The sequence below is a fragment of the Francisella persica ATCC VR-331 genome (assembly GCF_001653955.1).
Taxonomy (GTDB): Bacteria; Pseudomonadota; Gammaproteobacteria; order Francisellales; family Francisellaceae; genus Francisella; species Francisella persica.
In genome coordinates this window covers 1,045,964-1,072,914 of the sequence record NZ_CP013022.1, presented here as the reverse complement: position 1 = coordinate 1,072,914, position 26,951 = coordinate 1,045,964, and the positions used below count along the sequence as shown (strand labels likewise).

Genomic DNA, 26,951 nt, shown 5'->3' with positions numbered 1-26,951 from the left:
AACAAAAAGTTTAGTTAGTAATCTTATCTGGCTTAACACCTAGTATCTGCAAGCTATTTAATGCAACATCTGCAAAAACTGGCGCGGCTACAGAACCACCGCCATACTTATCACCTTTAGGATCTTTGATTGTCACAACTATAGCTAGTTTAGGATCAGTTGCTGGAACAACACCAACGAAACTTGCTAAATATTTAGCACCATAACTACCTCCAGAAAGCATCCTAGCTGTACCTGTTTTCCCGGCAACATGATAAAGTGGAATTTGTGCTTTAGAACCAGTTCCACCAAGGTCTTCAACAACAGACTGCATCATACTTATCATTTCTTTCGAATTCTTTTCAGAGATGATAGGTCTTGTTTCAATCTCTTCCCCAGGTCTTCTTTTTAGAATAGCTGGTTTAATATACTGACCATTATTAGCAATTGCAGAGACACCAGCTATCAGCTGTAAGTCTGTAGCATTCATACCATAACCAAAAGATAATGTCGCTAGTTGGAAATCACCCCACTTATCTTTAGTTGGAACATAACCATCTCTTTCACCAGGTAATTTTATCCCCGTTTTATTGCCAAAACCAAAATTTCTTAATGAAAATTCTAATATACTTGGCTCTGTCAAACCTAAAATCATCTTTGAGATACCTACGTTACTAGATTTCATTAAGATATGTCTTAAATCAATATAACCATAATCTCGCTCATCTCTTACGGTATTTTTACCGATACGATAGAAGCCTGGATGAGTATCAATTACTGGCTCTTCTGGAGTTACATTATCACCATAAGTTAAAACTGTTACTGCTGCAAAAGTTTTCATTACCGAACCCAACTCATAGACATCTGTAATAGCTCTATTTCTTCTCCTATCAGGGTAAGCATCAGCCATACTGTTAGGGTTATACGAAGGATAATTTGCCATTGCTAATATCTCGCCAGTATGGACATCTTCAACTATCACAGAACCTGCTTCGGAATTGGTTCTAATAACCCATTCTTTGAGATATTTATATGCGATATATTGCAACCTAGAGTCAATACTTATCTGCAGGTTATGACCATTCTTAGGCTCGACATATTTATCCTCAACTTTAGAAGCAACTCCACCATGAAGATCTTTCTTGTATTCAAAATAACCATCATGACCACTTAAAAACTTATTAAACTCAAGCTCTAAGCCTTCTTGTCCCTTACCATCAATATTAGTGAAACCTACAATATGGGACGCTACTTCAGCCATTGGATAATAGCGTTTAAACTCTCGTATTACATGAATACCTGTAATATCAAGGTCCTTAACTTTTTGAGATAAGTATGGTTGAACCTTTCTTTCAATATATACAAAACCACTTCTTCCCTCTCTAACCTTAACTTGTCTTTTTATCTTTTCTCTAGTTTTTTCAAGTAGATTTAAAATATCCATGACTTTATTTAGTTCATGACTATCTGCACTAACATAAAAAGGGTCAACCCAAATTGTATCCACAGGTGTACTTATTGCCAAAGGATTACCATTTCTATCAAGGATTATTCCTCTGTATGCTTTTATATCTATACTTCTATCACTACGATTATCGCCTTCTTGCTTAAGCTTAGGATATTCGATAGTTTCCATATAGATAAGCTTTATAAATAAAACAATAAAACTTAGTAGCAGTAAAATAATTACAACAAGATGACGCAGTTTTGGTTGATAACTACTCATCAATTTAACTCCTCTTTTTACTCACTCAAAAAACCAATATTTTTACGTATTGGTAACGCCATTTTTTCTTTTTGAGCAAACTTTTCTACAGCAGTTGGTGTAGCTAAAGAACTATATTCTAATACAATCTGACTCCATTGCTCATCTAAACGAGTATCTTCAAGAATTAGATTTTTTTGCTCATTTAGCTGCATTTTATATTCAAAACGCACAACTATAAGGCTAAATGCGGTAATAAGCAATACGAATAACAATGCAAAAGAAATACCAACTGTTTTTTTAAAGAAACTATTTTTAAGTGATTCAAATAACCTTATCCTTATTTGACGGTTTGTTAACATCATAGCTTTTCGACCACCCTTAGTATAGCGCTTCTTGAGCGAACATTTTGATTAAGTTCATCGTTATTAGCTTTGGCTTTTTTTGTAATCCATTTTAATTTTATCTGGCTACTATCTTGTGGTAACATCTTTGTAATTCTGTTAAGTTCTCGTTTTGGATTTATAAGTACGCTAAATTTTTGTTTCACAATCCTATCTTCTAATGAGTGAAAAGATATAGCAGCTATCCTACCACCAACTTTAATAACTGCTAAAATATTTTCTAGCAGGACTTCTAAATCTTTAAGCTCATTATTAACATAAATCCTTAAAGCTTGGAAACAGCGTGTTGCTGGGTTTTTCTTTTCTCTTTTACCAATAGTTGTGCGAATAAGTTCTGCTAGTTCTAATGTTGTATTAATACTACCACTTTGTTGGATATAATCTTTGATGCGCAGTGCTATTTTTCTTGCAAAACGCTCCTCACCATAAACTTTAAATATATAACTTAGATCATCTACTGATAACTCTTCTAAAGCTTGTCTAGCTGTAATACCTTTAGAAACGTCCATGCGCATATCTAGTGGACCATTATGCATAAAACTGAAGCCCCTAGCAGCATTAGCTAGTTGTGGCGAAGAGACTCCAAGATCCATAATTACGCCATCAATTTTCCCAAGGATGTTATTTTGCAAACAGTAGTCATAAATACTAGCAAAACTTGCATGAACTATCTCGAAATTACTAAACTGGAAATTTTGCTTAGCGTAGCTGATAGCATCAAGATCTTTATCAAAAGCTATTAAACGCCCTATAGTAAGCCTATCCAAAATAGCCTTTGAATGTCCTCCCCTACCAAAAGTTGCATCGATATAGACACCTTGAGGATTAACATTCAAATCATTAATAGACTCTTGCAGCAATACTGAATAATGCATGTTAGATTATGCCTTGACTAATTCATTAGTTAACTTCTTGGCTTTTGAAAAATCAGTTTTACCAGAACCAAGCTTAGGTATAGATATAACCTGAAAATAGTTTGTTGGCTTGTACAAATTCTCTATACCTGAATGTCTTACAATCTCTTTAAGATCAGATGGTTCAAGCGCTTCTAGAGTATAAAGTAAGCTAATTATCTCTCCTCTTTTTGTATCTGAAGTAGCTACTGCCAAGACCTCAAAATCTATCTTGTGTGAATCATAACCATTTTCTCTTAAAGCATCATAGACTTTTTGTTCAAGTAAGCCTAAACTCACCATCTCTCCAGCAACTTTAGCAAATCTAGAATACCTATCGACAACTGTCAAATAGCCCTCTCCATCGATTTTACCTTTATCGCCGGTTATATACCATGTATAACCATATTTTTGTATCATCACTTCATTCGTCTTTTTAGGGTCATTGAGATAGTAATCCATCTTATTAACACCTCTATATATAATCATACCCTCGACGCCAACTGGAAGCTCCTCATGTGATTCAGGATGGATGATCTTAAACTGCCCTCCTGGTACAGTTAGTCCAACAGTACCTATTTTGTTTGGTGATTTAGTCGGTCTATTAACTGCAGCCACAGGTGAAAGCTCAGTAGTACCATAACCTTCGTTAATAATCTTATCAAATTTATCTTCAAACATTGTACGGACTTCTCTTGAAAGTTTCTCAGCACCTGTAATAATTAATCTAAGTGTAGCAAAATCTTCTTTCTTAACTGATTTATTCTTAGTATAAATTCGCAAAAATGTTGGTGTGGCACATAGTACTGTGTTTTTATTCTTTCTAATTAAGTTTGCAACTCCCTTTGCATCTGTTGGATCAGAATGACACGCGATATAGCCACCTTGAAATAGTGACACCAATGAAATAGTAAGCCCAAAAGCATGAAATATTGGAAGTATCCCCGCTACAGAATCATTTTCCTTACATTCTATAACATTTGTACTTTGATATACATTTGCCAAGAGATTTTTATGTTTTATAACTATTCCCTTAGGCACACCCTCACTACCACTGCTAAATATTATAAATGAAACATCATCTAGCTTAGTTGGCTTGAGATATTTTTTGACTAACCATGAAGCCGGCAAAATTTTAATTTCTAAAAATGTTTTTATACCTTCTACTTTAGTAATTTTAGCCTTAATGTCTTCAAGATAAACAATCTTACACATTGAAAAAACTTCTTCAACAAAGAAACCTTTATATGTTAGCTTCTCAACAAATGCTTTTGAAGTAATGATAGTTTTTATTCCAGCATTATTAATAGAATGTCTTAATGTCTCCTCAGAAGCAGTGTAGTTTAGATTAACTATTGCTTTAGCACTCATGATGAGTGCTAAAATTGCCAAATAACCACCGCCACTTGTCGGTAAGCAGACACCAACATTATTCTCTTGTTGGATAATTTCTTGAAGCTTTTTAGACATCAATACTGCACCAGCAGCAAATTTGTAACCATCTAATGCAACACCTGTTGTATCTGTTAACACTAGATTATTTTTAGCATTAAGCATCTGCCTAAACCATATTTCTGCAGGCTCTTTGAGTTGATTTAGGTACCCTTCCCATGTTTTGATAGAAAGATTCTCAATCTCATCATTCAAGCATCTAAGATTTTCTAGCTTAGCAATATCAAAATAAATTTGCCTGTCTAAATTTCTTCGTTGTGAAAAATATGGCATTTCTGGACCACAGATAAACAATATCAATCTATTTTCACTTTGCTCAACTTGAGAAGTTAAGTTTTTATTAACTAATAGTACGCCTTGATGATCCCAAAAGCTAATATGATCGATATATTTAATACCGATTTTGGCCAAAGCCTTCTCAAGACCTTTAGCCCTATCATCAAAAGCTCCTAGAACTGTAATATGCTTATCTTCAAGGTAAGTCTTCAATGCTAATACTGTAACTATAGTAGTATCATTAGCAACAATTATTGAGCCATTTTTAAAGTTTTTAAAATCAATGTTTTTATTACAATCATATATGTAACGCTGATTTAGCCTTTTATGTATTGAAGATTTAAGCTGTTTTAAACGCATTTTCCTACCAGTATCAAATCATAAATAGTAAGCATAGATAAAGTATTATGTTATCATATACTCACTTTAATTTTTTAATAAAATTATTTTATGCCTGAACTTCCTGAAGTAGAAATAGTAAAAAGAGGCTTAATTAAAACTATCATCGATAAAACTATACTTGATATTGAAATTAATACTGATAAGCTTCGCTATACTATTGATAAAAATCAGTTAGTAAAAATTAAAAATAAAGTAGTCAAACAAATTCAACGCAGAGGTAAACACTTAATAGTTATTATTGAGAATGACTTACAATTAATTATCCACCTAGGTATGTCTGGAGTCATTAAAGTTATAGACTCAGCAAACTACAACAAAATTAAACATGATCATATCGTTGTAAAACTATCAGATAATCTAAATTTAGTATACAATGATCCACGCAAATTTGGTTATTGGCTGGTAAATACTAATCACAATCCTCTTAGACATAGAGTTTTAGTATCACATGGTGTTGAACCATTAACAGCTGATTTTAATGGTGATTATCTAGTTTCTAAACTTAAGCATACATCAAGAAAAATCAAGCAAACAATTATGGATAATAATATTGTCGTTGGTATTGGTAATATTTATGCCAGTGAAACACTATTTGATAGTAATATCTTGCCAACAAGGGCTTCTAATACTATCACTAAAAAAGAAATATACGAACTAGTATATTCTATTAAAAAAATACTTGAAAAAGCTATCATTCAAGGTGGAACTACACTTAAAGATTATAAAAACACTGAGGGCAAGCCTGGTTATTTTACTCAACAACTAAATGTCTACGGCAGAGCTAACCAGCAATGTTATGTATGTAATACAAAAATAGAAAGTTTAGTTATAGCTCAAAGAAATACTTTTTTTTGTAAAAAGTGCCAAAAATAAACTTACATCGAAAGAAAATACTCATGTATTGCAGTATCTTGAGTCAGCTCAGGATGAAAACTACTAACAAGAATATTTGCTTGTCTAAGTAATACTGGTGAATTTTCATATTTTGATAAGATATCAACTTGATTGCCAACTACAACAAATTTTGGGGCTCTAATAAAAACACCAACAATATTTTTATTATTAAAGCTCAGATCAGTAACAAAACTATCCAATTGACACCCATAGGCATTTCTCTCAACCTCTAGATCTATCAAGCTTAGATAACTTTCTCCTTTTGACAAAACTATACTACCAGCGCATGTGCCAAAAACTGGATTATTGCTACAAAAGCTATGTAGCTTATCAAAAATTTGATGCTTATTTAGCAGATTTAACAAGGTTGTACTCTCTCCACCTGGAATAACAAGTCTATCAATACTATCAAAATCATTTGCAAACTTAACCAGTTTTATCTCAACACCCAAAGATTTGAGCATATCAGAATGCTTTTGATAACCTCCTTGAATTGCCAATACCCCGACTTTTTGTGCCATTATTACCAACCTCTTTGTGAAAATTTCTCAAAATCGCAATTAATACCTGTCATTGGTTCACCAAGATCTTCCGAAACTTCAGCTAATATTTTGGCATCATTATAATATGTCACAGCGCTAACTATTGCTTTAGCCCGCTTAAGAGGATCTGCAGACTTAAATATTCCTGATCCAACAAATACCGACTCAGCTCCTAGATGCATCATCAATGCTGCATCTGCTGGAGTTGATACTCCTCCTGCTGAGAAATTTGGTACTGGTAATTTACCATTCTTATGCACATACTTGACCAGATCATAAGGTGCTTGCATATTTTTTGCTATAGCCATAAGCTCTAATTTATCGGCATTTTTGATATAATTTATATCCTTGTTAACTTGTCTTAACTGTCTTACTGCTTCAACTATATTACCTGTACCTGCTTCACCTTTAGTACGAATTAGTGCTGCACCTTCGCCTATTCTACGTAAAGCCTCACCAAGGTTTGCACAACCACATACAAATGGCACTTTAAAGCTATCCTTATCAATATGATTTAACTCATCAGCTGGAGTTAAAACCTCACTCTCATCAATAAAATCAACCCCCAAATACTCTAGGATTTGTGCTTCGACAAAATGACCAATTCGAGCTTTTGCCATTACTGGTATGGAAACCGCCAACATTATCTCTTTAATAAGCTTAGGATCAGACATTCTAGCTATACCGCCATCTTTTCTGATATCAGCAGGAACTCTCTCAAGAGCCATTATAGCTATTGCCCCAGCTTGTTGAGCTATTTCTGCTTGTTCAGCATTGACAACATCCATTATAACCCCACCTTTTAGCATTTCTGCTAAACCAATTTTTATGTTAATATCTGACATTATTGACTCCCTTAATTTTGTCATACTAACTAACTCAAAGAATTATAATTTTTTTAGGTGCTATAGATAAGTTAATTTTTTAAAAAATTATATATAATAAGTGAGGGCATACTTTTTAAAGTTACAAGTATTTTTAAATTTAAAAAAATTATTAAACCATATGTTCATAAACCAACTTATAACTAAATTAGAGTTAAAGTTATCTTAAATAAGATAATTACAAAATGTTACAATTGGTAAATATTTTATATAAATTATTATAGAAAATACCTTATAAAAAAAATAAACAAAAGTATAGTTTTATAATGGAAATAATCAAATTCATAAGTGCTAAAGCTATTAAACAAGCTTTTCTTGATGCTATTGAGCAGTATAAAATTTTAAATCTATCCCAAGATTGAAGAAAATAATTTAAAGAAATCATTAGGTAGAATTAAAATTTAAAGGTATTTTATATCAGAAAATGGAATTGAAGCATATGAACAATGGCAATTACAAATGAGTATAGTAGAGGAAATGAGCGCATAATAGAAGTATTTTCTGCAATTTCTAAAATAGAATGGTGCAAACACCACTCCAATGCTCTGAAAAAAGCAAATTTTTATAATATTTCAAGTTGGAGCCTTAAAAACACCAACACCTCTTCTAAGAAACTTACTTATCTTACAACTTTAGTATATTTAGCTGTAATTCACCAGGCTTGTCTCTTCAATTAATAATGACTTACAAAAATACATGCTAAGTGTTAGTAAATTTAAAACAGGATATCAAATATATTCTAAAGTAGGAGAAGCTCTAGCTAATTTTTAAACAACAATTAAGATCTTTTCTTAGATATTAAATCTAAAAAGCTAAGTTCTTTATCTGATAAAGATATAACTTAATATACTCTAGGTAAATGTGACATTCAAACTAAAATGCTTCTCAATAACCTTTTCTCTAAAAAACAGCAATATCCAAAAAGCAATAAAAGAATATATTAAATAAAAGAAAAATAGATATTGAGGAGTTGGGATATAATAATGTCACACTAGACGTATACTTAGATAGGAGGCTAAAATACTTCAAGTAGACAACATCATCTCGTCATTTGAAAATATTACCAATAAAATATTACCAATACTATCTTTCTTGATACAAATGGATATGGAGTTAAACAATATCATGGTATAGACTGTCAAATGAGAGCTTTTATTTTTTAGAAATGTCTCCAAAAATGTTATTATTAATACCAATAATACAAATAACTTCTTACATCTTAATGAAATTAATATAGATCATAAAACTCAAGTTTCAAAGTATAGAAATGCTTTGAACAGTTATTTGAATTTATTTTTACAAAGCTATAAAAATTTGGTAGAAAAATACCATAAAAATCTGGCTCACTATGTACTTTACTAAATATATGGACTAAGCCAGTAAGTTTATTAGAATAATATACAAGGCTTAACAAAAACAAGCTAATTGATTATTAATAATCAAAGGCTTAGTAAAAATATAAACCTTTTAAAAACTAAACATCTAGGTTAATAACATTAAGAGCATTTGATTCAATAAAGTTTCTTCGTGGCTCCACCTCATCACCCATAAGAGTAGTAAATAAAGTATCTGCCTCAACTGCATCTTTTATTGATACTTGTAAAAGAACTCTATTATCAGGATCCATAGTAGTTTCCCAAAGCTGACCAGGGTTCATCTCACCTAGACCTTTATAACGCTGCACATCATTACCTTTTCTAGCTTCTTTAAGCAACCAACCAATAGCTGACTCAAAATCATCAACATATTCTTTTTTAGTACCTCTTTCTACATAAGCCCCTTCAAAAGATATATCCAATAAAAAATCTCCGTATGTCACTAAATCTTCATAATCTTTAGTGCTAAAGAAACTACTCTTAACTATATAGTCAGTATCATAACCATTAATATAATGGTTAACTCCATACGATATAGTCTCTTTACCATCTTCATTTATATCTTTTGTTTCGATAAGCTTAAAGCGCTCATATGCTAAAGCTTTTTGATTACAGTTCTCAACGATTTTTTGCCACCATTGAGAAATATCAGTACTTTCATCAACATATTTAGTTCCATACGCCATAACTCTAAGAAGTTTCTCAGGATATGTTTTTGTATACTTCTTGATTACTTTCTGTGATTTTTGATAAAGCTCATAATAGTTAGCCAAAACTTGACCAGAAATAACATTACCATTATTTAGATAGATGCACGCGCCTTCTAAGCCTATATTACCAAGATATTCTGCTAAAGCATCTTCATCTTTTAGATATGTTTCTTGCTTACCTTTTTTTACTTTGTATAAAGGTGGTTGAGCAATATATAAATAACCTCTCTCAACAAGCTCTGGCATTTGTCTGTAGAAAAATGTCAATAGCAAAGTACGAATATGGGATCCATCAACATCAGCATCTGTCATTAGAATAATTTTGTGATACCTAGTTTTATCAGGGTTATAATCTTCCGTACCTATACCACAACCTAAAGCTTTAATAAGTGTAGCTAACTCTTGAGAGCTAAGCATTTTATCAAAGCGAGCCTTTTCAACATTCAGGATTTTACCCTTTAATGGCAAGATTGCCTGAGTTTTACGATCACGAGCCTGCTTTGCTGATCCTCCCGCAGAATCTCCCTCAACAAGGTAAATTTCAGATAATGCTGGATCTTTTTCTTGACAGTCTGCCAGCTTACCAGGTAAACCAGCAATATCCAAAGCACCCTTACGACGAGTCATATCACGCACTTTACGAGCAGCTTCACGAGCTTTTGCTGAGTCTAAAATTTTCTCACATATAATTTTAGCTTCTTTAGGGTTTTCTAAAAGAAACTCTTGTAGCTTTTCATTAACTAATGACTCTACAGCTGACTTAACATCAGATGATACTAGTTTGTCTTTAGTTTGTGATGAAAATTTTGGATCAGGAACTTTCACAGATAATACCGCGGCTAAGCCTTCACGTGTATCTTCACCTGTTAAAGTAGCTTTTGGCTTTTTATTTAAACCTTCTGACTCAATATAGTTATTCATTGTACGAGTAACTGCTGCTTTAAGACCAGACAAATGTGTACCACCATCTCTTTGTGGAATATTGTTTGTAAAGCAAAAAATTGATTCTTTATATGAGTCATTCCACTGTAAAGCAAGCTCTACTTGGATATCATCCTTTATACCATTTATAGCTATAACATTTTCATGAATAGGTTTTTTGCTATTGTTCAAATACTTAACAAAAGCGACAATACCACCATCATATTTAAATACTTCTGACCTATTGTTAATTTTATCAATAAGCTCAATTTTGACACCAGAGTTTAAGAAAGATAACTCACGGATTCTCTTCATCAAGATATCATAATCAAAGTTTATAAATGAGAATGTTTCTTTACTTGGTTTAAAAGTAATTAGCGTTCCAGTCTTATCTGTTGGACCAACTTCTTTTAATGGAAATTGTGGTACCCCGTGAACATACTCTTGATAATACTCTATACCATTTCTATATATTGTTAACTTTAATTGTTCAGACAGAGCATTTACAACTGATACACCAACGCCATGTAGACCTCCTGATACCTTATAAGAGTTATCATCAAATTTACCACCAGCATGCAGTACAGTCAAAATAACCTCTGCAGCAGAGCGCCCTTCTTCTTTATGAATATCTGTAGGAATACCTCTACCATTATCTGCTACAGAAACAGAACCATCTTTATTTATAATAACTTTAATATCATCACAATAACCAGCTAAGGCTTCATCGATAGCATTATCAACAACCTCAAATACCATATGATGTAAGCCACTACCATCATCAGTATCACCAATATACATACCAGGTCTTTTCCTAACAGCATCTAAACCTTTAAGTACCTTTATACTAGATGAGTCATAAGCTTTATTCTCAGACATTAACAAGCTCCAAATTTATAGTTATTATTTTAAATTCAATCGCTAGATATTATAGCACAAATAAATCTTGATTATTAATGTTGATAACAATGTAAGTTATAATAAACATTGATGGTTTTTCATTTTATCCAAAAATGCTAATATTACTCTAATAATTTTGCAGATAGGTCAATTTTTTTGAAAAAGAAAAATATATTTATCGTAATGGTAATAGTTGCTGTCATAACAGCAAGTTTTTTACTAGGAAAAAAATTAGGTTTTAATAAAGCTGAGTCCATTCATCAAAGTGTGCTTAGGATACTTGAGCAAAGTAAATTATATCAAACACCTGAAGATAGTATCAACTGTCGCCCTGAAGTTAATCAAAACAAAGATAATTATGTGATCGGCTATGGTAGCCTTATGAATAAAAATTCTAGAAGAATAACAGTTCCAGGTGCAACATATGCTGCACCAATTTTAGTCAGTGGTTTTGAAAGAGTATGGGCATCACGCAGCGAAAAATCTCGTGCTACATTCTTACTTGCAGTGCCTAATAAAGGTTATGTAATGAATGCAATATACTATAAAGCCGATACAAAAGATATCTCAGCAACAGATCTCAGAGAAGCATCATATTGTCGTGTAAAAATACCACGTAAAAATATCGTACCTCTAGGTATCAAGAGTTTACCAAAAGGTGATTTTTGGATGTATATTAAAGATTTTAAGGATGCCGAATTTCCTAATAAAAAATATCCTATCTTACAAACATATGCTGATGTTTTTATGACTGGATGTCTACAAACTCAAGCAGAATTTAACCTAACTGAGTTTGGTAAACTTTGCTTTGATACAACATACAACTGGGATCTAGCAAACTGGTTGTATGACCGATCAAACCCTCGCTATAGTAGGTATTCACAAGATACTGAAAAATATCGTCCTCAAATTGATAAAATAATTCGTCGCTTAACTTTTGATGATGATCCTCTATAATTGTAACAAACTAAATTTCTTATAGATTTTAAGATGAAATAACACTAGAAAATATGTATAGCCTAGTGCTTGACTTGACTGATAGGCATTATCGCTTACATGATGCGTCTAATTACCAAACATACAATGTTATATACTGAAATGGTTACTATTAAATGCAATCTTACATAATATAAAATGTTGGTTGCCTAAGCGAAAGAGTTTAAAAAGGCAAATTTAGCTTATCATTAATGCAGAACTAGAGCTTGTAGCAGGCTGTGTCAAAGTAATAAAAATATTCTAATTTCTGTTAAGTGTCGTATTGGCTATAACCATAATGATAGTTATGAGAAACCATATAATTTCGTTGATAAGCAAGTTCAAGCCGGTGCAGATTATCTTTGTGTTCATGCTTGTAGGCCTATCACCAAAAGAAATCGTACCATTCCTAAGCTTAAATATGATGTTGTTTACAGTATCAAAACAGATTTTCCAAATCTTGAGCCTGGGTATTAATGGTGGAATTACAACGCTTGAAGAAACTAAGCAACACCTTAAACATGTAGATAGTGTTATGATAGGTAGATGGGCACACAAATCCTATGTTATTTAAAGACTTTGATAATATTTTATATAATCAGCCTAGTGCCGATATCTCGGCGCTAGAAATTGGTTATAAAATGGCTGATATATAAAAATTCAAATAGATAATGATCCATACATAAAACTTAACAATATAACTAAGCACACCTTTAACTTATTTAATAGCTTAACTAATTCTAAAACATATCGTCTTATTAATTGAAAATACTATAAAAAAAGAAGCAAATATTGATACTTTCTATAAAAGCTTTAGAAGTTTTTGAGAATGAAATATAGTCTAAATTACTTAATATTAATTAAGCTGTGTTTGAATATTAGCAGCAACTTTTTACTTTAAATTTAACGTCATTTACTTTGATACCTAGCTGCTTAACTAAATTACCAACATCATGATATGTAAGCTTAGCATTAGGTCTTGCGCTGTGAAAAAACTGCTTTATTAATATGCTAAAATAACTCACAGCCTCCTTCTAAATATGCCTCATTAGCAACTAAAGAAGCATTTGGCTACCTTAGCATCTCTTTTTGGAAAATGATAAGCCTTAAAGATAAACTTGACACTGTAATTTTATTTTTAAGTTTATTAATTTCTTTAGAAATTTCAGCACACTTACCACACCCATAATCAAAAAATACTACAACAGCTTTATTAGCATCTCGAGGTCCTACTGTATAGGGGTTGCCGGATCATTCAACAAATCATTAACAACATCTGGAATAGATATAATCTTAGCATAATCGTTAGAGTTCTCATCAGCATTAGTAATTACAGCTGCTTGAGTATTTTAATGATTAGTGCAACTTGATAATGCTAGTGCTGAAATGCCTAAAACAGCAATTAATATCTTTTTCGTAAAGTAATTCCTTAACATTAATCTCTTATATCGTAACAAAATTAAGATTATTTTTGCTATGAATAAAGGTGTTTTTTGTAACTAGGATTATTAGTTTTTCTAGGAATATTATCCAAATCTTTTTTTTATATATATTATTGTTTTTTTTTTGAATCTCTAAAATACATTACTGATACTAAACTAAATATAAAAAATTAACTAAAAAAGTGAATAAACTATTAAAATGATTTTGTATTTTAGATAGGTAACTTATAATCGAGAACTAAATTAGAATTAGTATAGACAAACAACTTAGTTAATATTAATTCCAAACTGAGAAGCAATATTCTGAATATCTTTTTTATTGATATTCTTTAAATCGTTGGCATTTAAATCTTTGATAGATTTGCCATTTATCTTAGTGTTGTTGATAACTTGCTGTGCTTTTTTATCTAGGCCTGTTTGCTTAGCTATTTGTCCTGCAGCATCTTTGACTGTATCAACACTTAGCAAGTTCTGTAACGATGATGTATCCACAACAAAACTAATATTATTTAAATCTCCTGAGATAGCCCCTTTAAATGTTAGTTTAGAAACATTTTTTTTAAACTGATTAAGACTAGCACTAGCATTGTTAAAGTCCAGCTGAAGTGGAATATTAAACACTATATTTGTTATGCCATTAAACTGCCAAGTTCCCTGACCTGATACAGTTAAGCTTTGGGCATATAAATCAACACCTTCAACAGTTAAACCTTTAATAGCATTACCAACAATATTTTGTAAGTTAAACTTAACTGTATTATCAACATTTGGTTTATTAGTAATAACCACATTGATATCAACATCATTATTATTTGTTGATTTAATAATTATCGTAGTTGGTAACCCTAATAATTGATGGTTTGTTGATATATTAGTTACATTAGTATCATATACGGTTCCTGCATTTTCATAGCCTTTTATATCCATATTCTGAATTATAAAATTTGGATACTTTTCACGTAAAGTCTCATTTTCAATATTTGCATAACCATATACTTTAGCTTTAGCTTTTGTAGTAATACCTTGAACATCTTGTCCTCCAGTATTATCATTTTTAGAGCTAAAATTAGATAAAAACTCAACCACCTGTTTGATACCATTAGCTATATCTTTAGCTTTTTTGGTATTTTCTTTGAGTTTTTGAAGGTCAACTTGTTGTAATTTTTCGCCAACCTTAACAACAGTCTCAATAGCTTGTTTTTTTACAGCCTCTGAACTAATCTTAGATTGTTGTGGAGCCAATGATTTTGTATTAATGTATAACTCAGCTTTAGTAGTTCTTTGTTTATCTAAAGCCACTCCAGTTATAACAACATCTTTTAGGGTGATTTGTCGTGTGAGTAGGTTTGAAATATTTATACTTGCACTTACAAATTGTGCATAGAATCTATCTTTATTAAGATTATTTGGATCTGCTGCTCCTAAGCCTATTATCTCTAGTTTAGCATTAGTTAAATCCAGATTTAAAGATTGATAATCAACAGTTGCATCATTAGCTTTGGTTAACTGCTGTTTTATGATATTTGATACCATCGATGTTTCTAAAAGCTTTGGTGAGTATATTAAAGCTGTGACAATCAAAGCTACTAGGACAATCCCAGTTAATCTAAATGGCTGCCTAAACTTACTATTTTGCATCTCAACCCAGTCAACTTTAGCAATATTATTGCCTAAGAAAATCCAGCCAGCAATTTTAACAAAAAAGTTTTTTGTTACTCTATTATAAAGCTCCGTACCAGACTGAACTGCTGCCATTTTTGCTACTATTTTCTTATAAATCTTTGCGATAATAATCCCAAAGATTAATCCCAAAACTATGGCAATAACAAACGCGCCCGTTACAAGGTAATAATTAAAACCTGCATATGCAACTACAGGGGTATTTACTAGAATTTTAAATAATGGTTGCGTAAAACCATCAAGTAAAAATGTCCCTACAGCAAAGCTAAGTCCTTGTAAGATATGAGATAAAGCTTTAGCAGTAAGCGTAATAAAGATAAATACTCCGATATTTATTCTTAGAATTATGACTAAAAGTAGTACCCCTATGAAAAGTAATGGTGAATAGGCAATCACCGGAATAAATCCAAATACAAATGCTAAAATAGCAGTAAGAAGCAATTGAGCTGGAGTAATTTTCGAAAAAATAGTCGATTTGATTTTGTTAAATATATAATCAAACATTTTTAACTACCTTTTTTTATAATTTTACCAAATTAACATACCAATTATTTATAGGCAAATCAAACATTTAAATAAGCATTTTTATTAGAAATAATAGCATAAATGAGTTATTATTTTATCTGTTATTAACAAAAATTTTCGTCAAACGATCAAATAAGGAAGAAAATCAATGAACTTACATGAATATCAAGCTAAAGATCTTTTAGAAAGCTATGGTCTAAAAGTTCAAAAAGGTATCGTAGCTCATAACCCTAATGAAGCTGCTCAAGCATTTGACCAACTAGGTGGCAAATTTGCTGTGGTTAAAGCTCAGGTACATGCTGGTGGTCGTGGTAAAGCTGGTGGTGTAAAAGTTGTTAAATCATCTCAAGAAGCTCGTGAAGTAGCAGAAATCTTAATCGGTAAAAATCTTGTGACATTCCAAACTGATGCTGAAGGTCAGCCAGTTAATTCTGTAGGTGTTTTCGAAGATGTTTATCCTGTTACACGTGAATTATATCTAGGTGCTGTAGTTGATAGATCTAGCCGTAAAGTAACTTTTATGGCATCAACTGAAGGTGGTGTAGATATTGAAGAAGTTGCACACAACTCTCCTGAAAAAATCCTTAAAGTAGAAGTTGATCCATTAGTTGGTCTACAACCTTTCCAAGCTCGCGAAGTAGCTTTCAAACTTGGCTTAGAAGGTAAGCAAATCAATGATTTTGTTAAAACAATGCTAGGTGCTTATAAAGCATTTATCGAATGTGATTTTTCCCTACTTGAAATCAACCCTCTTGCTGTAAGAGAAAATGGTGAGATTGTTTGTGTTGATGGTAAAATCAACCTTGACTCAAATGCTCTTTATAGACATCCAAAACTGTTAGCATTAAGAGATAAATCTCAAGAAAATGCTAAAGAGCTAAAAGCTTCTGAGCATGAGCTAAACTATGTAGCTCTGGAAGGTAACATTGGCTGTATGGTAAACGGTGCTGGTCTAGCAATGGCTACTATGGATATTATCCAACTATATGGTGGTAAGCCGGCAAACTTCCTAGATGTAGGTGGTGGCGCTACTAAAGAAAGAGTAATCGAAGCTTTCAAACTAATCCTAGATGATGAGAATGTAAAAGTTGTTTTAATTAATATTTTCGGTGGTATTGTTCGTTGTGATATGATCGCAGAAGCAATTATTGAAGCTGTTAAGGAAGTAAATATAACCGTACCCGTAGTTGTTCGTCTAGAAGGTAACAATGTAGAAAAAGGTGCTAAAATATTAGCTGGTTCAGGTCTAAAACTAATACCTGCTGATGGTTTAGCTGATGCTGCTGAAAAAGTTGTTAAATCACTAAGTGAATAAATTAAAACAGTTAAAAGGATTATTAAATAATGAGCATATTAGTTGATAAAAATACAAAAGTTTTAGTACAAGGTTTTACTGGTAAAAATGGTACTTTCCACTCAGAAAAGGCTATGGCTTATGGTACAAATATTGTAGGTGGTGTAACTCCTGGTAAAGGTGGTACAACTCACTTAGGTAAGCCAGTTTTCAATACAATGGAAGAAGCTGTAAAAACTACCGGTGCTAATGCATCGGTAATTTATGTACCAGCTCCATTTGTAAAGGATTCTGCAATCGAAGCTATTGATTCTGGTGTTAAGTTAGTAGTAATCATCACAGAAGGCGTTCCTACCCTAGATATGCTAGTAGTTAAAGAGTACTTAAAAGATAAAGATGTAAGAGTAATTGGTCCCAACTGTCCTGGCGTAATCACTCCAGGTGAGTGTAAGATTGGTATCATGCCTGGTCATATTCATATGAAAGGCAAAGTTGGTATCATCTCCCGTTCAGGTACTCTAACTTATGAAGCAGTTGCGCAAACTACTAAATTAGGTTTTGGTCAATCTACTTGTATTGGTATAGGCGGTGACCCTATTCCAGGCATGAACCAAATCGAAGCTCTTAAACTTCTAGAGAATGATCCACAAACAGAAGCAATTATCTTAATTGGTGAGATTGGTGGTACAGCTGAAGAAGAAGCTGCTGAGTACATCAAGCATAATGTTACTAAACCAGTGATTGGTTATATTGCTGGTGTTACAGCTCCTCCAGGGAAGCGTATGGGTCATGCTGGTGCTATAATCTCTGGTGGTAAAGGTACAGCTGAAGAGAAATTCTCTGCATTTGAAGCTGCTGGAATTGCTTACACTAGATCACCTGCTGATATCGGCAAAAAGCTTAAAGAAATTACTGGCTGGTAATCTTTTCTTCTTAAAATTTTCTCTCATTATTTTTTTAAATTTATATCCTATATTTATTACAACTTTGATTTAAAGTGATAGTATATTCTATATAAAAAATATTTAATTATATTTAGAAAAATAAGTATGTTATTGTACACTACTTATAGTACTTACCACAAACTAAAACTCCAAATACTCAAACTCCTAAAAAAATTAGACTACCAAGATAATAAATAAGACAAAAGATTGTGAATAAAGATATATAGTGCTATAGTGAGATCACGACTTCTATTTACGCTGCTAGTATTGGTATTGCAACAGTGATAATGGTTCCTGTTAGTCTTTTAGGTGGAATGGTAGGTGTTGTGCATAATATCACCAATGATGTTTGATAGTAGTAGCTTAAGCAAAAATCCTATAATTCAGCTAATACAAATAACAGACACAACTCTTTTAGGTGCTAGTGTCATAGTGTTGAATTACCAATTCAAACAGCTTCTAGATTGACATAGTCAGTGTTATATGCTCTAAGGGAAAATCAATAAAACATGGCAAATATAAATCAAAAGACTATTCTGATAACAAATGCAAATAGATGAATAGGTCCTGGTAAAAGTATTACCTAAAACAACCATATCGTTGTAGCTATTTATATGGCTCTTGCTGAAGCTACTGAGCTGCAACAATTTACTAAAGTTCTATAATGATAATATAATTTATAGAGAAAACTTGATGTTACAGATGTCGTAGATCAGAATAGGCTTGCAAAAATATAATCATATCACGCTTGATATACTTATAAATAAGCTAGTATCTATCCAGAACACCACAGAAGAATTAGCATATCTAATACAAATCCAAATTGGGTAAATAATGCTTTTAAAACCAATTGCCCAAGTCCATTTTATCTTATACATAATTTTAAGAATAATTTACTAAGACCAAATAAACCAATAGTTATAAATATTTAGCCAAGCTGAATCCATAAGTCAAACACAAGCTGATTTTGGCTATGCCTATCGTATCTATAAAGCAACTTAATATATTAACTAAAACATTTGCTGATGAATGTTCTGAAACTAATAACTATAAGTCTAAGATACGACTGGGTTAAAACTGCTATGGGTAGAGAAGTTAAAAAAGTATACACGATATGACTAAGGTTATTAGCTCACTAAAGATTGAAGATTCTGGAAAGTTCTCAGATGCACAGGGTAACCAACAACCATGATAAATTGATAACATAAACTTTAATAATAAAAATTAAACTGTTATTCTTAGTCAAGAGTATAAATTTCGCTGATGATTATAATTTTAAAATGACTTCTTACACTACTATCAAAAAATTAAGCATTATTTGTTTAGTAGGAGGGTTAATTGCTTGGGTTTTATATCCTTTTATCTACCCTATTTTATTTGCTGGTCTGCTTGCGATAATTCTTACACCACTACAAGTATATCTAGAGCAACATATTGGCAAACATAAAAGTAGCTTTATAATTGTGATTGCTATTTTATTATGTATTTTCATACCTCTCCTTGTTGTCCTATCATATGTAATTACAGAAATTATTTCATATTTGCAACATAGTGAATCTCTTTTTCAAACTTTCTCACAATTAAGCAAATCAATAGCTAATATTCCTTACATTGGCAATACTCTTCATGAGCATTTTGAAAAACTCATTAACGTGGTTAACCAAGATAAAGATGTGTTAATTTCTAATCTTGGAAAAATATTACCCACAATAAGGTACATCGGCTTTACCTCAGTAAGTTTAGTAACTGATTTCTTGATAACACTCTTATTAGTCTATCAGTTTTTAATAAGTAGCACTAGTTTAGAAAAATTTCTAAAAAAATTGTTCTAAAAGACTTTCACGATAGTGATAGGTTTTGTATCAACTGCTATTGTAATAACTCGTAGAGTTAGTTTAGCGATATTTCTAACGGTAATGCTTGTAGGTAGTATTATGGCGATTACATTCTTTTGGCTAAGTATAACCAAGCCCTATATTATTTGCATTTGTAGCAGCCATTGCTTCAATGATACCATTTATGGTTGGCATAATTTATATCTTAATTAGCGCAAGTGTATTTGTCATATATGGTGCAACAAAAGCTATTGTTATTTTGATTATTGGTTTTAGCCTAAATATTTTTACAGATAATATAATGCAACCTAGGATTATTAACAAAAAAGTTAAGCTTAGCTTTGTTGCTTCACTAATAGGTATTATGGGAGGTATTCATGCGTTTGGCTTTATTGGAAATATTTCTTGGTCCAGTAATAATTTAATGTAGCTTTTGCAGGTATTGAAAAATTAATGAATAATAAAGACTAAATAGTACTAAACCAGTTTTTTCTAAGTTGCTCATAAGTATTTTCAATAGTTTCACCAACGACAAACTATATATTGTATAACTCAATATTTGCTTTTAGAGCACTACCACCCAAATATACGATCAATAACTTATTAATAAAATATTTTTTTCACAAATAATTATAGCTAAATTTCTTGAGATTTTAAAACTAGTTCAAAATGACTTGGTTGTTTTTTATTTTCCATTTATTTTAAACTACGATAGCATAAGTTCTAGGCAGTTTTGCATGACTAGTGTCGAAGGACTGCCATGAAAAAAGTATTATGCTATAACTTACCCAGTAAATAGCAAAACATTATTATAATAGACTTTCTTAAAAGCAACTAGCTATAATATGGATATAACTCTGTGAAACTTCTTAAATAATGATAACTTAGAAATCTGTGCAGATAACTCACAATCAATCCTAAATGCACAACACAAGCTGGTGCTTATAGATTGGGACTTTGTTCAGCATTAAGTGTTTAGGGAACCACATCACCTAGCCTAGTAAAATTTGCTAAAACTAATTTTAAAGGCTCACTCTACAAGCTATGATTCGCTATCGCGGTAGTGATATTTTATTGCGATCAATTAGATCAACAGATTATGCTTGTTAATCTAAAAACTATGCTTAAGCTTGATGTCGATGGTGTTATTGGTGCATTAACAAAAGATAATAAAGTAGATCAGGAGTTTTTTAAAAACCATTTATTATTAAACTTACAAAAGAGCTAACTTTTCATAGAGTTACTGATCTAACTACGGATATATACAAATCTACACAAGAGATAATTACTCTGGTTTCAATAGAATCCTGACATCAGGAACTGCTATGAATGTAATAAAAGGTTTAGAAACTTTAAAGTTGCTGCAACAATAATTTAGTAGCCAAATACAAGTAATGCCAGGTGATGGCATCAATTAGAAGAATGTAAGAGAAATATTAGATTAGTACAAAAGTAACAAATATTCATTGTTCTGCTTCTAAGAAAATTTGACGAGATAGTCGCTCTACACTTTAGAAATTTAAATTAGTCAAACTAATGAAATAGCTACAAAAAAACACAAACTGATAAGTAAATCTATTCTAAACTAACGATTTAATAACAAAATTAGTCATATCAATAAGTTTTGAATCACTTATTTTTTTTTGAATTTAAAGATATATAATTTTGTTTATAAAATAACTTATTATTTAGCTTATGATAAAAAACATATTTTTTGACTTAGATGGAACGCTTGTAAATACAGTAGGCGATCTAACAGTCGCAACAAATACTATGCGTAGGTATTTTGGACTTAAACCAGTATCCAAAGATGTCTTAGCTAATATTATTGGCAAAGGCTATCCTACTACTGTTAGAAAAGTATTGGCATTAGATTTTACTGATAAAAAGTATATTGAATCTATCACAGATGTTGGTGTCAAAATAGTAAGTGATACTTATAAAACACTAAATAGTGCTAATAGCAAAGTATATCCAAATGTGTTTGAAACATTAGACTTCTTGAAACAGCAAAATATTAAGATGGCTGTTGTCACAAATAAGCATGAGGAAGATGCTATACAATCTCTATCACATTTAAATCTACTTGATTATTTTGATATTATTGTTGGTGGTGATACAACTCCTAGTTATAAACCTAACTCAAAACCATTACTTTTTGCTATGAATAAGTTAAATTCTAAGCCGGATGAGAGTTTAATGGTTGGTGACTCAATGAGTGATTTCTTATGTGCACAAGGTGCTAATATAAAAGTAGTAATAGTTAGTTATGGCTATCATAATGGTATTGACCTTAAGTCTTTAGAGAGCTTTGCTCATATTGATGATTTTGCTGAAATAAAATATCTTATAAGCTAAATTTAATTCTTAACTTGTTTCATGATCTCATATTAAACTCTTTAAATGAATAGATCTACCTTAGATACAATGAATGCAAAGGAGTATATCAACATAAGAATATGTTAGTTGAGGACTTTACTAAAAAAATATCGAACAGCTAGTATATTGTAAATAGCAGAAAATATTGAATCTGCTATATTAAGGAAAAACAACTCAAATACTGACCATAGAGATTGGAAATTTAACTTAATTAGGTAAGCCAACCCTAAGTTAGAAGACTTATAAATTTTACTTAGCTAAGCACTATGCTATAATTTTGCTCATAGTTTTATTTAAGCAATTTTCTCAAAATGGCAAATCATCATAAACTAATAATTTTAGGATCTGGTCCTGCTGGCCATACTGCAGCAATATATGCAGCTCGTGCAAACTTAAAACCAGTGATAATCACAGGTATGCAACCAGGAGGTCAACTTACGACTACTACAAATATAGATAACTGGCCTGGTGAGCCTAATGGTATTATAGGTCATGAACTAATGGATAAATTACAAAAACAAGCAGAAAGGTTTAATACCCAAATAATCTATGACACCATCAATGCTGTAGATCTACAAAATAAACCTTTTAAACTAGTTGGTGAAGTAGAGCAATATACATGTGATGCTCTAATCATAGCAACTGGTGCTACAGCTAAATATCTAGGGTTAAAATCAGAAGAAAAATTTATGGGCAAAGGTGTATCTGCATGTGCCACTTGTGATGGATTTTTCTACAAAAATAAAGATGTCGCAGTAGTCGGTGGTGGTAATACAGCTGTTGAAGAAGCACTATTTTTATCAACCATCACTAAGTCTGTAACATTAATCCATCGTAGAGACTCTCTAAGATCTGAAAAAATCCTTATTGATAAGCTAATGGGAAAAGTAGAGAATGGTAATGTAAATATCATCTGGGATACGACATTAGAAGAAGTACTTGGTGATGATATGGGGGTTAATGCTCTGCGTATAAAAAATATCAAAACTAACGAAGAATCTCAAATTGATGTCGCTGGTGTTTTTATTGCTATTGGTCATACACCAAACACTAATATTTTTGCTGGTCAGCTTGAGATGGAAAATGGCTATATCAAAGTCAAATCAGGACTAGCTGGAGATGCTACACAAACAAATATCAAAGGAGTATTTGCTGCTGGCGATGTCGCGGATCATATTTATAAACAAGCTGTAACTTCAGCTGGTACTGGCTGTATGGCTGCATTAGATGCAGAAAAATATTTAGACAATCTAGATCAGTAAAATATACTTCTTCATTTTTTAAATTAAATATTAGCTGTAATATAATATTCAATAATTAAAATTATTAAGTATGACAGTGTTTATTTAGTTTTAAAATAATGTCTACTTGCCTTCGCAATCCAAATATTTATAGTCGCCTTGCTCTTTATAGTCTACTTCTAGATTTAAAATAATGAAGCATATTTTAAAACCTATCTCATTTTAATCATTTGATGTCTACTGATGAGTATGTTGATTATTGAAAATAGAGATGTTGATATATTTAGAGTGATTGTTCACCAAGTATATTTATAAGCAGCTGAAACTTTAGTTGCTACTGACTGTATACCTATTCTAATTGCTGAGAATAGTAAATCTTATTAAAGGTGTTATACTAAACCATAAGACTAAATCCATATAAACAAAACACAATTAATGAAGCTAATGCTAATACAGTGCCTATTTTTATAAGTGCCTTTAGAGAGAAACTTCTACTTTTATTCCTCATTATAAAGCTTTCTAATAAAACTAAAAAAAAATTCCATAAACCATACTCTATAGTGCTAATATGAGAATTTTCTATAAATAGAATAGATGGGGTATTCCAAGCCATACTATAAAAGAAACACTTTTAAAGCCTAAACTTACAGCACATATAAAGAATGTAAATGAAATCAAAAGCTTAACGTAATTACGATAAATTTTAACGAAATTTAGCTTAAGTATTTTGTCTTGACGCACTATATAACACTATTATTATACACCTTAAGGCCAAGACAGATAATAACGCAAGAATTAGAAAAATCAACTCTCCAATGGAATAATTTCTACAATAATCTAACCTAACAAAGGACCTACTAATCAAGCTGCGTACTTCATAATATGAAGTGGTGCATACAACTTTGGCCATTTATAGTAATATCTCTTAAACAATGACATACCAATTGTACCTATAAAACATAACCATCTTATAAGAATCTCCCAAGAATAAAGTAACTAATATTTGGTGAAATATAATAAAAATTGTGTTTAATAAAAAAACAAACAACCTAATATCATCCACAGGACGCCTTCCTATAATGTTAGCTATGAGTCCTATAAATATGTAATATAGTACCACAACCCCTAATATAAAAATTGTTAATGAAGTTTTGAATTATAGAAAATTCACTTTCGAAATCACGATTACTTGGAGCATACCTGGTATAATTACATTTGCTAAATAGGCAGCTAATTAATAGATAAAAGGAATTTAGCCAATGAAACTCTTAGTTAAGCTTTAAATCCCTTGAGAATTAGTATAATCTGTCATAAGTTAGTCCCTTATAGTTATATCCTTAAAATCACTAACTTTTGGCCGTTAAAATTTAATGTAAAAGATACTATGTATCGATTATCATAATCAATGATTATTAATTAAATAAAGTAAATTTAAGAACAGTATATATTTTGAAACTATTGCACAAATAAAAAGAACTAGATATATGTCGTTTTTCATCTACCCCTTAAAAAGAAACTATCTAACTGTGCAAAATTAAGCTTCACCCAAGTTGGTCGCCCATGGTTGCACTGCCCTGAATTTTCAACATTTTCCATTTGTCTAAGTAAATGATTCATCTCTGGAATACTAAGCTTATCATTAGCCCTAACGGCAGCATGACAAGATACTGTAGCTAAAATATGATTTAAATAAAACTCGATACTTTTTGTTTTACTAGAAGAGCTAAGCTCTGTAGCTACATTTGATATTAAATCTTGGATATCTTTATTTTTGACATATATTGGTGTTGCCCTAACAAGTATAACATCATCAGCAACTATAGATATTACAAAACCTAACTTTTCAAAGGCTTCTAGATTTTCTTCTATAGTTGCAACTATATTATTAGTTAGCTGACAAGTTAGCGGCACTAATAGATTCTGCTTAAATTTATCAGTATCTGCGTGCCAAGTTTTTTTCATCTCTTCATACAGTATTCTCTCGTGTGCTGCGTGCATATCTACAAGTACAACACCATCCTCAACTTGTGAGAGAATATATATACCATGGATTTGGCAAATAGCCTGACCTAAGCCACTAGATTTTGACTGGTGTGAGATACTAATTTGATTTTGTTTTGTGGTTTGCTTTTCAAAATCTTTATCAAGCAAGTGAAGATTTGTATTAGTCTCTACTCCATCTTCAATATTAATATTCAAGCTCATATTACCAATATTAAGCGTGTTGTTATCACTAGCATGTTTTTCTTGACTAGTTACTTGTTGATGACGGGATATTTTTATATCCGAACTAGTAGTTATCGCTTTATTGACACTACCAAAGAGAAAATCATAGATGAATTTTTGATTTCTAAAACGCACTTCACTTTTTGCCGGATGGACATTAACATCAACCTCACGATAATCAATATCCAAATAAAGTAAAAATGCAGGATATCTGTTGCCATACATCACATCTTTATAAGCATTTTTCATCGCATGAGCAACAATTTTATCTTTGATTATACGCCCATTGATATAGAAATTCTGCATATCTGGACGAGCTCGATTAAATCTTGGACTGGCTATCCATCCCCACAGATGAACATCACCAACTTGTTTATCTACATAAATAGTATTTTCAATAAACTCGCGACTATACAAATCTAAGACACGATTATATTTAAGTTGCGCATCTTCAGCTACAATTAAATCTTTGACTTCTTTACCATTATTTATAAGCTTAAAAGCAACACCAAAATAGCAAAGCATATATTTCTTGAATAAATCATAAATATATAAAAACTCAGTATTATCTTTTTTAAGAAACTTACGTCGCGCAGGAGTATTATAAAAAAGCTCACAAACTTCGATTGTTGTACCTGTAACATGTGCAGCAGGGATAACTTCTCTAGTATGATTATTAATTTGCCAAGCATCTTGGGCATCTTGACATTTAGAGATAATCTTTAACTTAGCAACTGAAGCAATACTTGCCAAAGCCTCTCCACGAAAACCCATACTAGCCACAGCCTCAAGCTCACCAAGGGTATAAATCTTACTTGTTGCATGTGGAGCTAACGCTAATTCTAAATCTTGTTGTGCAATTCCTTTGCCATTATCTCTAATTCTAATTAGCGACTTACCACCCTCTTGAATTTCAATTGTTATTTGAGTTGCTCCTGCATCAATAGAGTTTTCAATAAGCTCTTTGACTACTGAAGATGGCCTTTCGATAACTTCACCAGCAGCTATCTGGTTAGCTAGACTCTCTGGTAGAATTTTTATTTGACGGTAGTCATGTTTTTGTGGTTGCATA

At 31.6% G+C, this 26,951-nt stretch carries 15 protein-coding genes and 5 pseudogenes; 9 read left to right on the top strand and 11 right to left on the bottom strand.

Annotated elements, in window-relative coordinates; translation table 11 throughout:
* Positions 1–10: 10 nt before the first annotated feature.
* From FSC845_RS04720 to migR, 4 genes are read right to left on the bottom strand one after another with little or no spacing between them, the layout of a single operon-like run.
* The gene (locus FSC845_RS04720; RefSeq protein WP_064460936.1) at positions 11–1,705 is read right to left on the bottom strand and encodes a peptidoglycan D,D-transpeptidase FtsI family protein; all 1,695 of its coding nucleotides are present in this window, start codon (positions 1,703–1,705) and stop codon (positions 11–13) included.
* A 17-nt stretch (positions 1,706–1,722) separates the two neighbouring features.
* A complete protein-coding gene (ftsL, locus tag FSC845_RS04715; protein WP_064460935.1) occupies positions 1,723–2,049 on the bottom strand; it encodes a cell division protein FtsL in 327 nt (108 codons plus the stop codon).
* The gene (gene rsmH, locus FSC845_RS04710) at positions 2,046–2,963 is read right to left on the bottom strand and encodes a 16S rRNA (cytosine(1402)-N(4))-methyltransferase RsmH (RefSeq protein WP_064460934.1); all 918 of its coding nucleotides are present in this window, start codon (positions 2,961–2,963) and stop codon (positions 2,046–2,048) included. The genes ftsL and rsmH overlap by 4 nt, the downstream gene beginning before the upstream one ends.
* A 6-nt stretch (positions 2,964–2,969) precedes the next feature.
* Entirely contained in the window at positions 2,970–5,069 is a 2,100-nt protein-coding gene (migR, locus tag FSC845_RS04705) for an iglABCD operon regulator MigR (RefSeq protein WP_064460933.1), read from the bottom strand.
* A gap of 90 nt (positions 5,070–5,159) precedes the next feature.
* On the opposite strand from migR, the gene mutM reads away from it, so the two are divergent.
* Complete coding sequence (mutM, locus tag FSC845_RS04700; protein WP_064460932.1) at positions 5,160–5,984, top strand: bifunctional DNA-formamidopyrimidine glycosylase/DNA-(apurinic or apyrimidinic site) lyase; 825 nt, start codon at positions 5,160–5,162, stop codon at positions 5,982–5,984.
* 2 nt (positions 5,985–5,986) lie between these two features.
* Here mutM and pdxT read toward each other — a convergent pair whose 3' ends face one another.
* The 3 genes from pdxT to gyrB form a co-directional block, all read right to left on the bottom strand.
* Positions 5,987–6,526 (bottom strand): pyridoxal 5'-phosphate synthase glutaminase subunit PdxT, encoded by a 540-nt coding sequence (gene pdxT, locus FSC845_RS04695; protein WP_064460931.1) that lies wholly within the window; start codon positions 6,524–6,526, stop codon positions 5,987–5,989.
* Positions 6,527–6,528: 2 nt separating this feature from the next.
* Positions 6,529–7,392 (bottom strand): pyridoxal 5'-phosphate synthase lyase subunit PdxS, encoded by an 864-nt coding sequence (gene pdxS, locus FSC845_RS04690; protein ID WP_064460930.1) that lies wholly within the window; start codon positions 7,390–7,392, stop codon positions 6,529–6,531.
* Between the two features lie 1,513 nt (positions 7,393–8,905).
* On the bottom strand, positions 8,906–11,317 hold the full coding sequence (gene gyrB / locus FSC845_RS04680) for a DNA topoisomerase (ATP-hydrolyzing) subunit B (RefSeq protein WP_064460928.1): 2,412 nt from the start codon (positions 11,315–11,317) through the stop codon (positions 8,906–8,908).
* 177 nt (positions 11,318–11,494) lie between these two features.
* Between gyrB and chaC the strand changes: the two genes are divergently transcribed.
* Together chaC and FSC845_RS08335 are read left to right on the top strand one after the other, a co-directional pair.
* Positions 11,495–12,295 carry a gamma-glutamylcyclotransferase ChaC gene (chaC, locus tag FSC845_RS04675; protein WP_064460927.1) on the top strand — a complete coding sequence of 267 codons (801 nt, stop codon included), beginning with the start codon at positions 11,495–11,497 and terminating at the stop codon, positions 12,293–12,295.
* Positions 12,296–12,346: 51 nt separating this feature from the next.
* A pseudogene (locus FSC845_RS08335) lies at positions 12,347–13,153 on the top strand (tRNA-dihydrouridine synthase).
* 231 nt (positions 13,154–13,384) lie between these two features.
* On the opposite strand, the pseudogene FSC845_RS10085 reads toward FSC845_RS08335, so the two are convergent.
* Together FSC845_RS10085 and FSC845_RS04665 are read right to left on the bottom strand one after the other, a co-directional pair.
* Positions 13,385–13,504 (bottom strand): annotated as a pseudogene (locus FSC845_RS10085) (hypothetical protein); the annotation flags it as partial.
* 518 nt (positions 13,505–14,022) lie between these two features.
* Positions 14,023–15,939, bottom strand: a complete 1,917-nt coding sequence (locus FSC845_RS04665; RefSeq protein WP_064460926.1) for a TIGR03546 family protein — start codon at positions 15,937–15,939, stop codon at positions 14,023–14,025.
* 169 nt (positions 15,940–16,108) lie between these two features.
* Here FSC845_RS04665 and sucC point away from each other — a divergent pair, with 169 nt between their 5' ends.
* The 3 genes and pseudogenes from sucC (at position 16,109) to FSC845_RS04650 (ending at position 20,504) form a co-directional block, all read left to right on the top strand.
* Positions 16,109–17,275, top strand: a complete 1,167-nt coding sequence (gene sucC, locus FSC845_RS04660; RefSeq protein WP_064460925.1) for an ADP-forming succinate--CoA ligase subunit beta — start codon at positions 16,109–16,111, stop codon at positions 17,273–17,275.
* 29 nt (positions 17,276–17,304) lie between these two features.
* On the top strand, positions 17,305–18,177 hold the full coding sequence (sucD, locus tag FSC845_RS04655) for a succinate--CoA ligase subunit alpha (RefSeq protein WP_064460924.1): 873 nt from the start codon (positions 17,305–17,307) through the stop codon (positions 18,175–18,177).
* Positions 18,178–19,478: 1,301 nt separating this feature from the next.
* Positions 19,479–20,504 (top strand): annotated as a pseudogene (locus FSC845_RS04650) (AI-2E family transporter).
* Here FSC845_RS04650 and FSC845_RS09705 read toward each other — a convergent pair.
* Positions 20,501–20,566 (bottom strand): annotated as a pseudogene (locus tag FSC845_RS09705) (DUF1543 domain-containing protein); the annotation flags it as partial. The pseudogenes FSC845_RS04650 and FSC845_RS09705 sit on opposite strands and share 4 nt — an antisense overlap.
* Before the next feature lie 357 nt (positions 20,567–20,923).
* Between FSC845_RS09705 and FSC845_RS04645 the strand changes: the two are divergent.
* The 3 genes and pseudogenes from FSC845_RS04645 to trxB form a co-directional block, all read left to right on the top strand.
* A pseudogene (locus tag FSC845_RS04645) lies at positions 20,924–21,521 on the top strand (copper homeostasis protein CutC); the annotation flags it as partial.
* A 207-nt stretch (positions 21,522–21,728) separates the two neighbouring features.
* Entirely contained in the window at positions 21,729–22,391 is a 663-nt protein-coding gene (locus tag FSC845_RS04640) for an HAD-IA family hydrolase (RefSeq protein ID WP_064460923.1), read from the top strand.
* A gap of 332 nt (positions 22,392–22,723) precedes the next feature.
* A complete protein-coding gene (gene trxB / locus FSC845_RS04635) occupies positions 22,724–23,674 on the top strand; it encodes a thioredoxin-disulfide reductase (RefSeq protein ID WP_064460922.1) in 951 nt (316 codons plus the stop codon).
* Between the two features lie 1,473 nt (positions 23,675–25,147).
* Here the strand turns inward: trxB and mutL are convergent.
* Positions 25,148–26,950, bottom strand: a complete 1,803-nt coding sequence (gene mutL / locus FSC845_RS04625) for a DNA mismatch repair endonuclease MutL (RefSeq protein WP_064460920.1) — start codon at positions 26,948–26,950, stop codon at positions 25,148–25,150.
* Position 26,951 lies beyond the last annotated feature (1 nt).

Coding starts and splice junctions, on each gene's coding strand:
- FSC845_RS04720 (WP_064460936.1), bottom strand. CDS start 1,705: ATGAGTAGTTATCAACCAAAACTGCGTCATCTTGTTGTAATTATTTTA.
- ftsL (WP_064460935.1), bottom strand. CDS start 2,049: ATGATGTTAACAAACCGTCAAATAAGGATAAGGTTATTTGAATCACTT.
- rsmH (WP_064460934.1), bottom strand. CDS start 2,963: ATGCATTATTCAGTATTGCTGCAAGAGTCTATTAATGATTTGAATGTT.
- migR (WP_064460933.1), bottom strand. CDS start 5,069: ATGCGTTTAAAACAGCTTAAATCTTCAATACATAAAAGGCTAAATCAG.
- mutM (WP_064460932.1), top strand. CDS start 5,160: ATGCCTGAACTTCCTGAAGTAGAAATAGTAAAAAGAGGCTTAATTAAA.
- pdxT (WP_064460931.1), bottom strand. CDS start 6,526: ATGGCACAAAAAGTCGGGGTATTGGCAATTCAAGGAGGTTATCAAAAG.
- pdxS (WP_064460930.1), bottom strand. CDS start 7,392: ATGTCAGATATTAACATAAAAATTGGTTTAGCAGAAATGCTAAAAGGT.
- gyrB (WP_064460928.1), bottom strand. CDS start 11,317: ATGTCTGAGAATAAAGCTTATGACTCATCTAGTATAAAGGTACTTAAA.
- FSC845_RS04665 (WP_064460926.1), bottom strand. CDS start 15,939: ATGTTTGATTATATATTTAACAAAATCAAATCGACTATTTTTTCGAAA.
- sucC (WP_064460925.1), top strand. CDS start 16,109: ATGAACTTACATGAATATCAAGCTAAAGATCTTTTAGAAAGCTATGGT.
- sucD (WP_064460924.1), top strand. CDS start 17,305: ATGAGCATATTAGTTGATAAAAATACAAAAGTTTTAGTACAAGGTTTT.
- FSC845_RS04640 (WP_064460923.1), top strand. CDS start 21,729: ATGATAAAAAACATATTTTTTGACTTAGATGGAACGCTTGTAAATACA.
- trxB (WP_064460922.1), top strand. CDS start 22,724: ATGGCAAATCATCATAAACTAATAATTTTAGGATCTGGTCCTGCTGGC.
- mutL (WP_064460920.1), bottom strand. CDS start 26,950: ATGCAACCACAAAAACATGACTACCGTCAAATAAAAATTCTACCAGAG.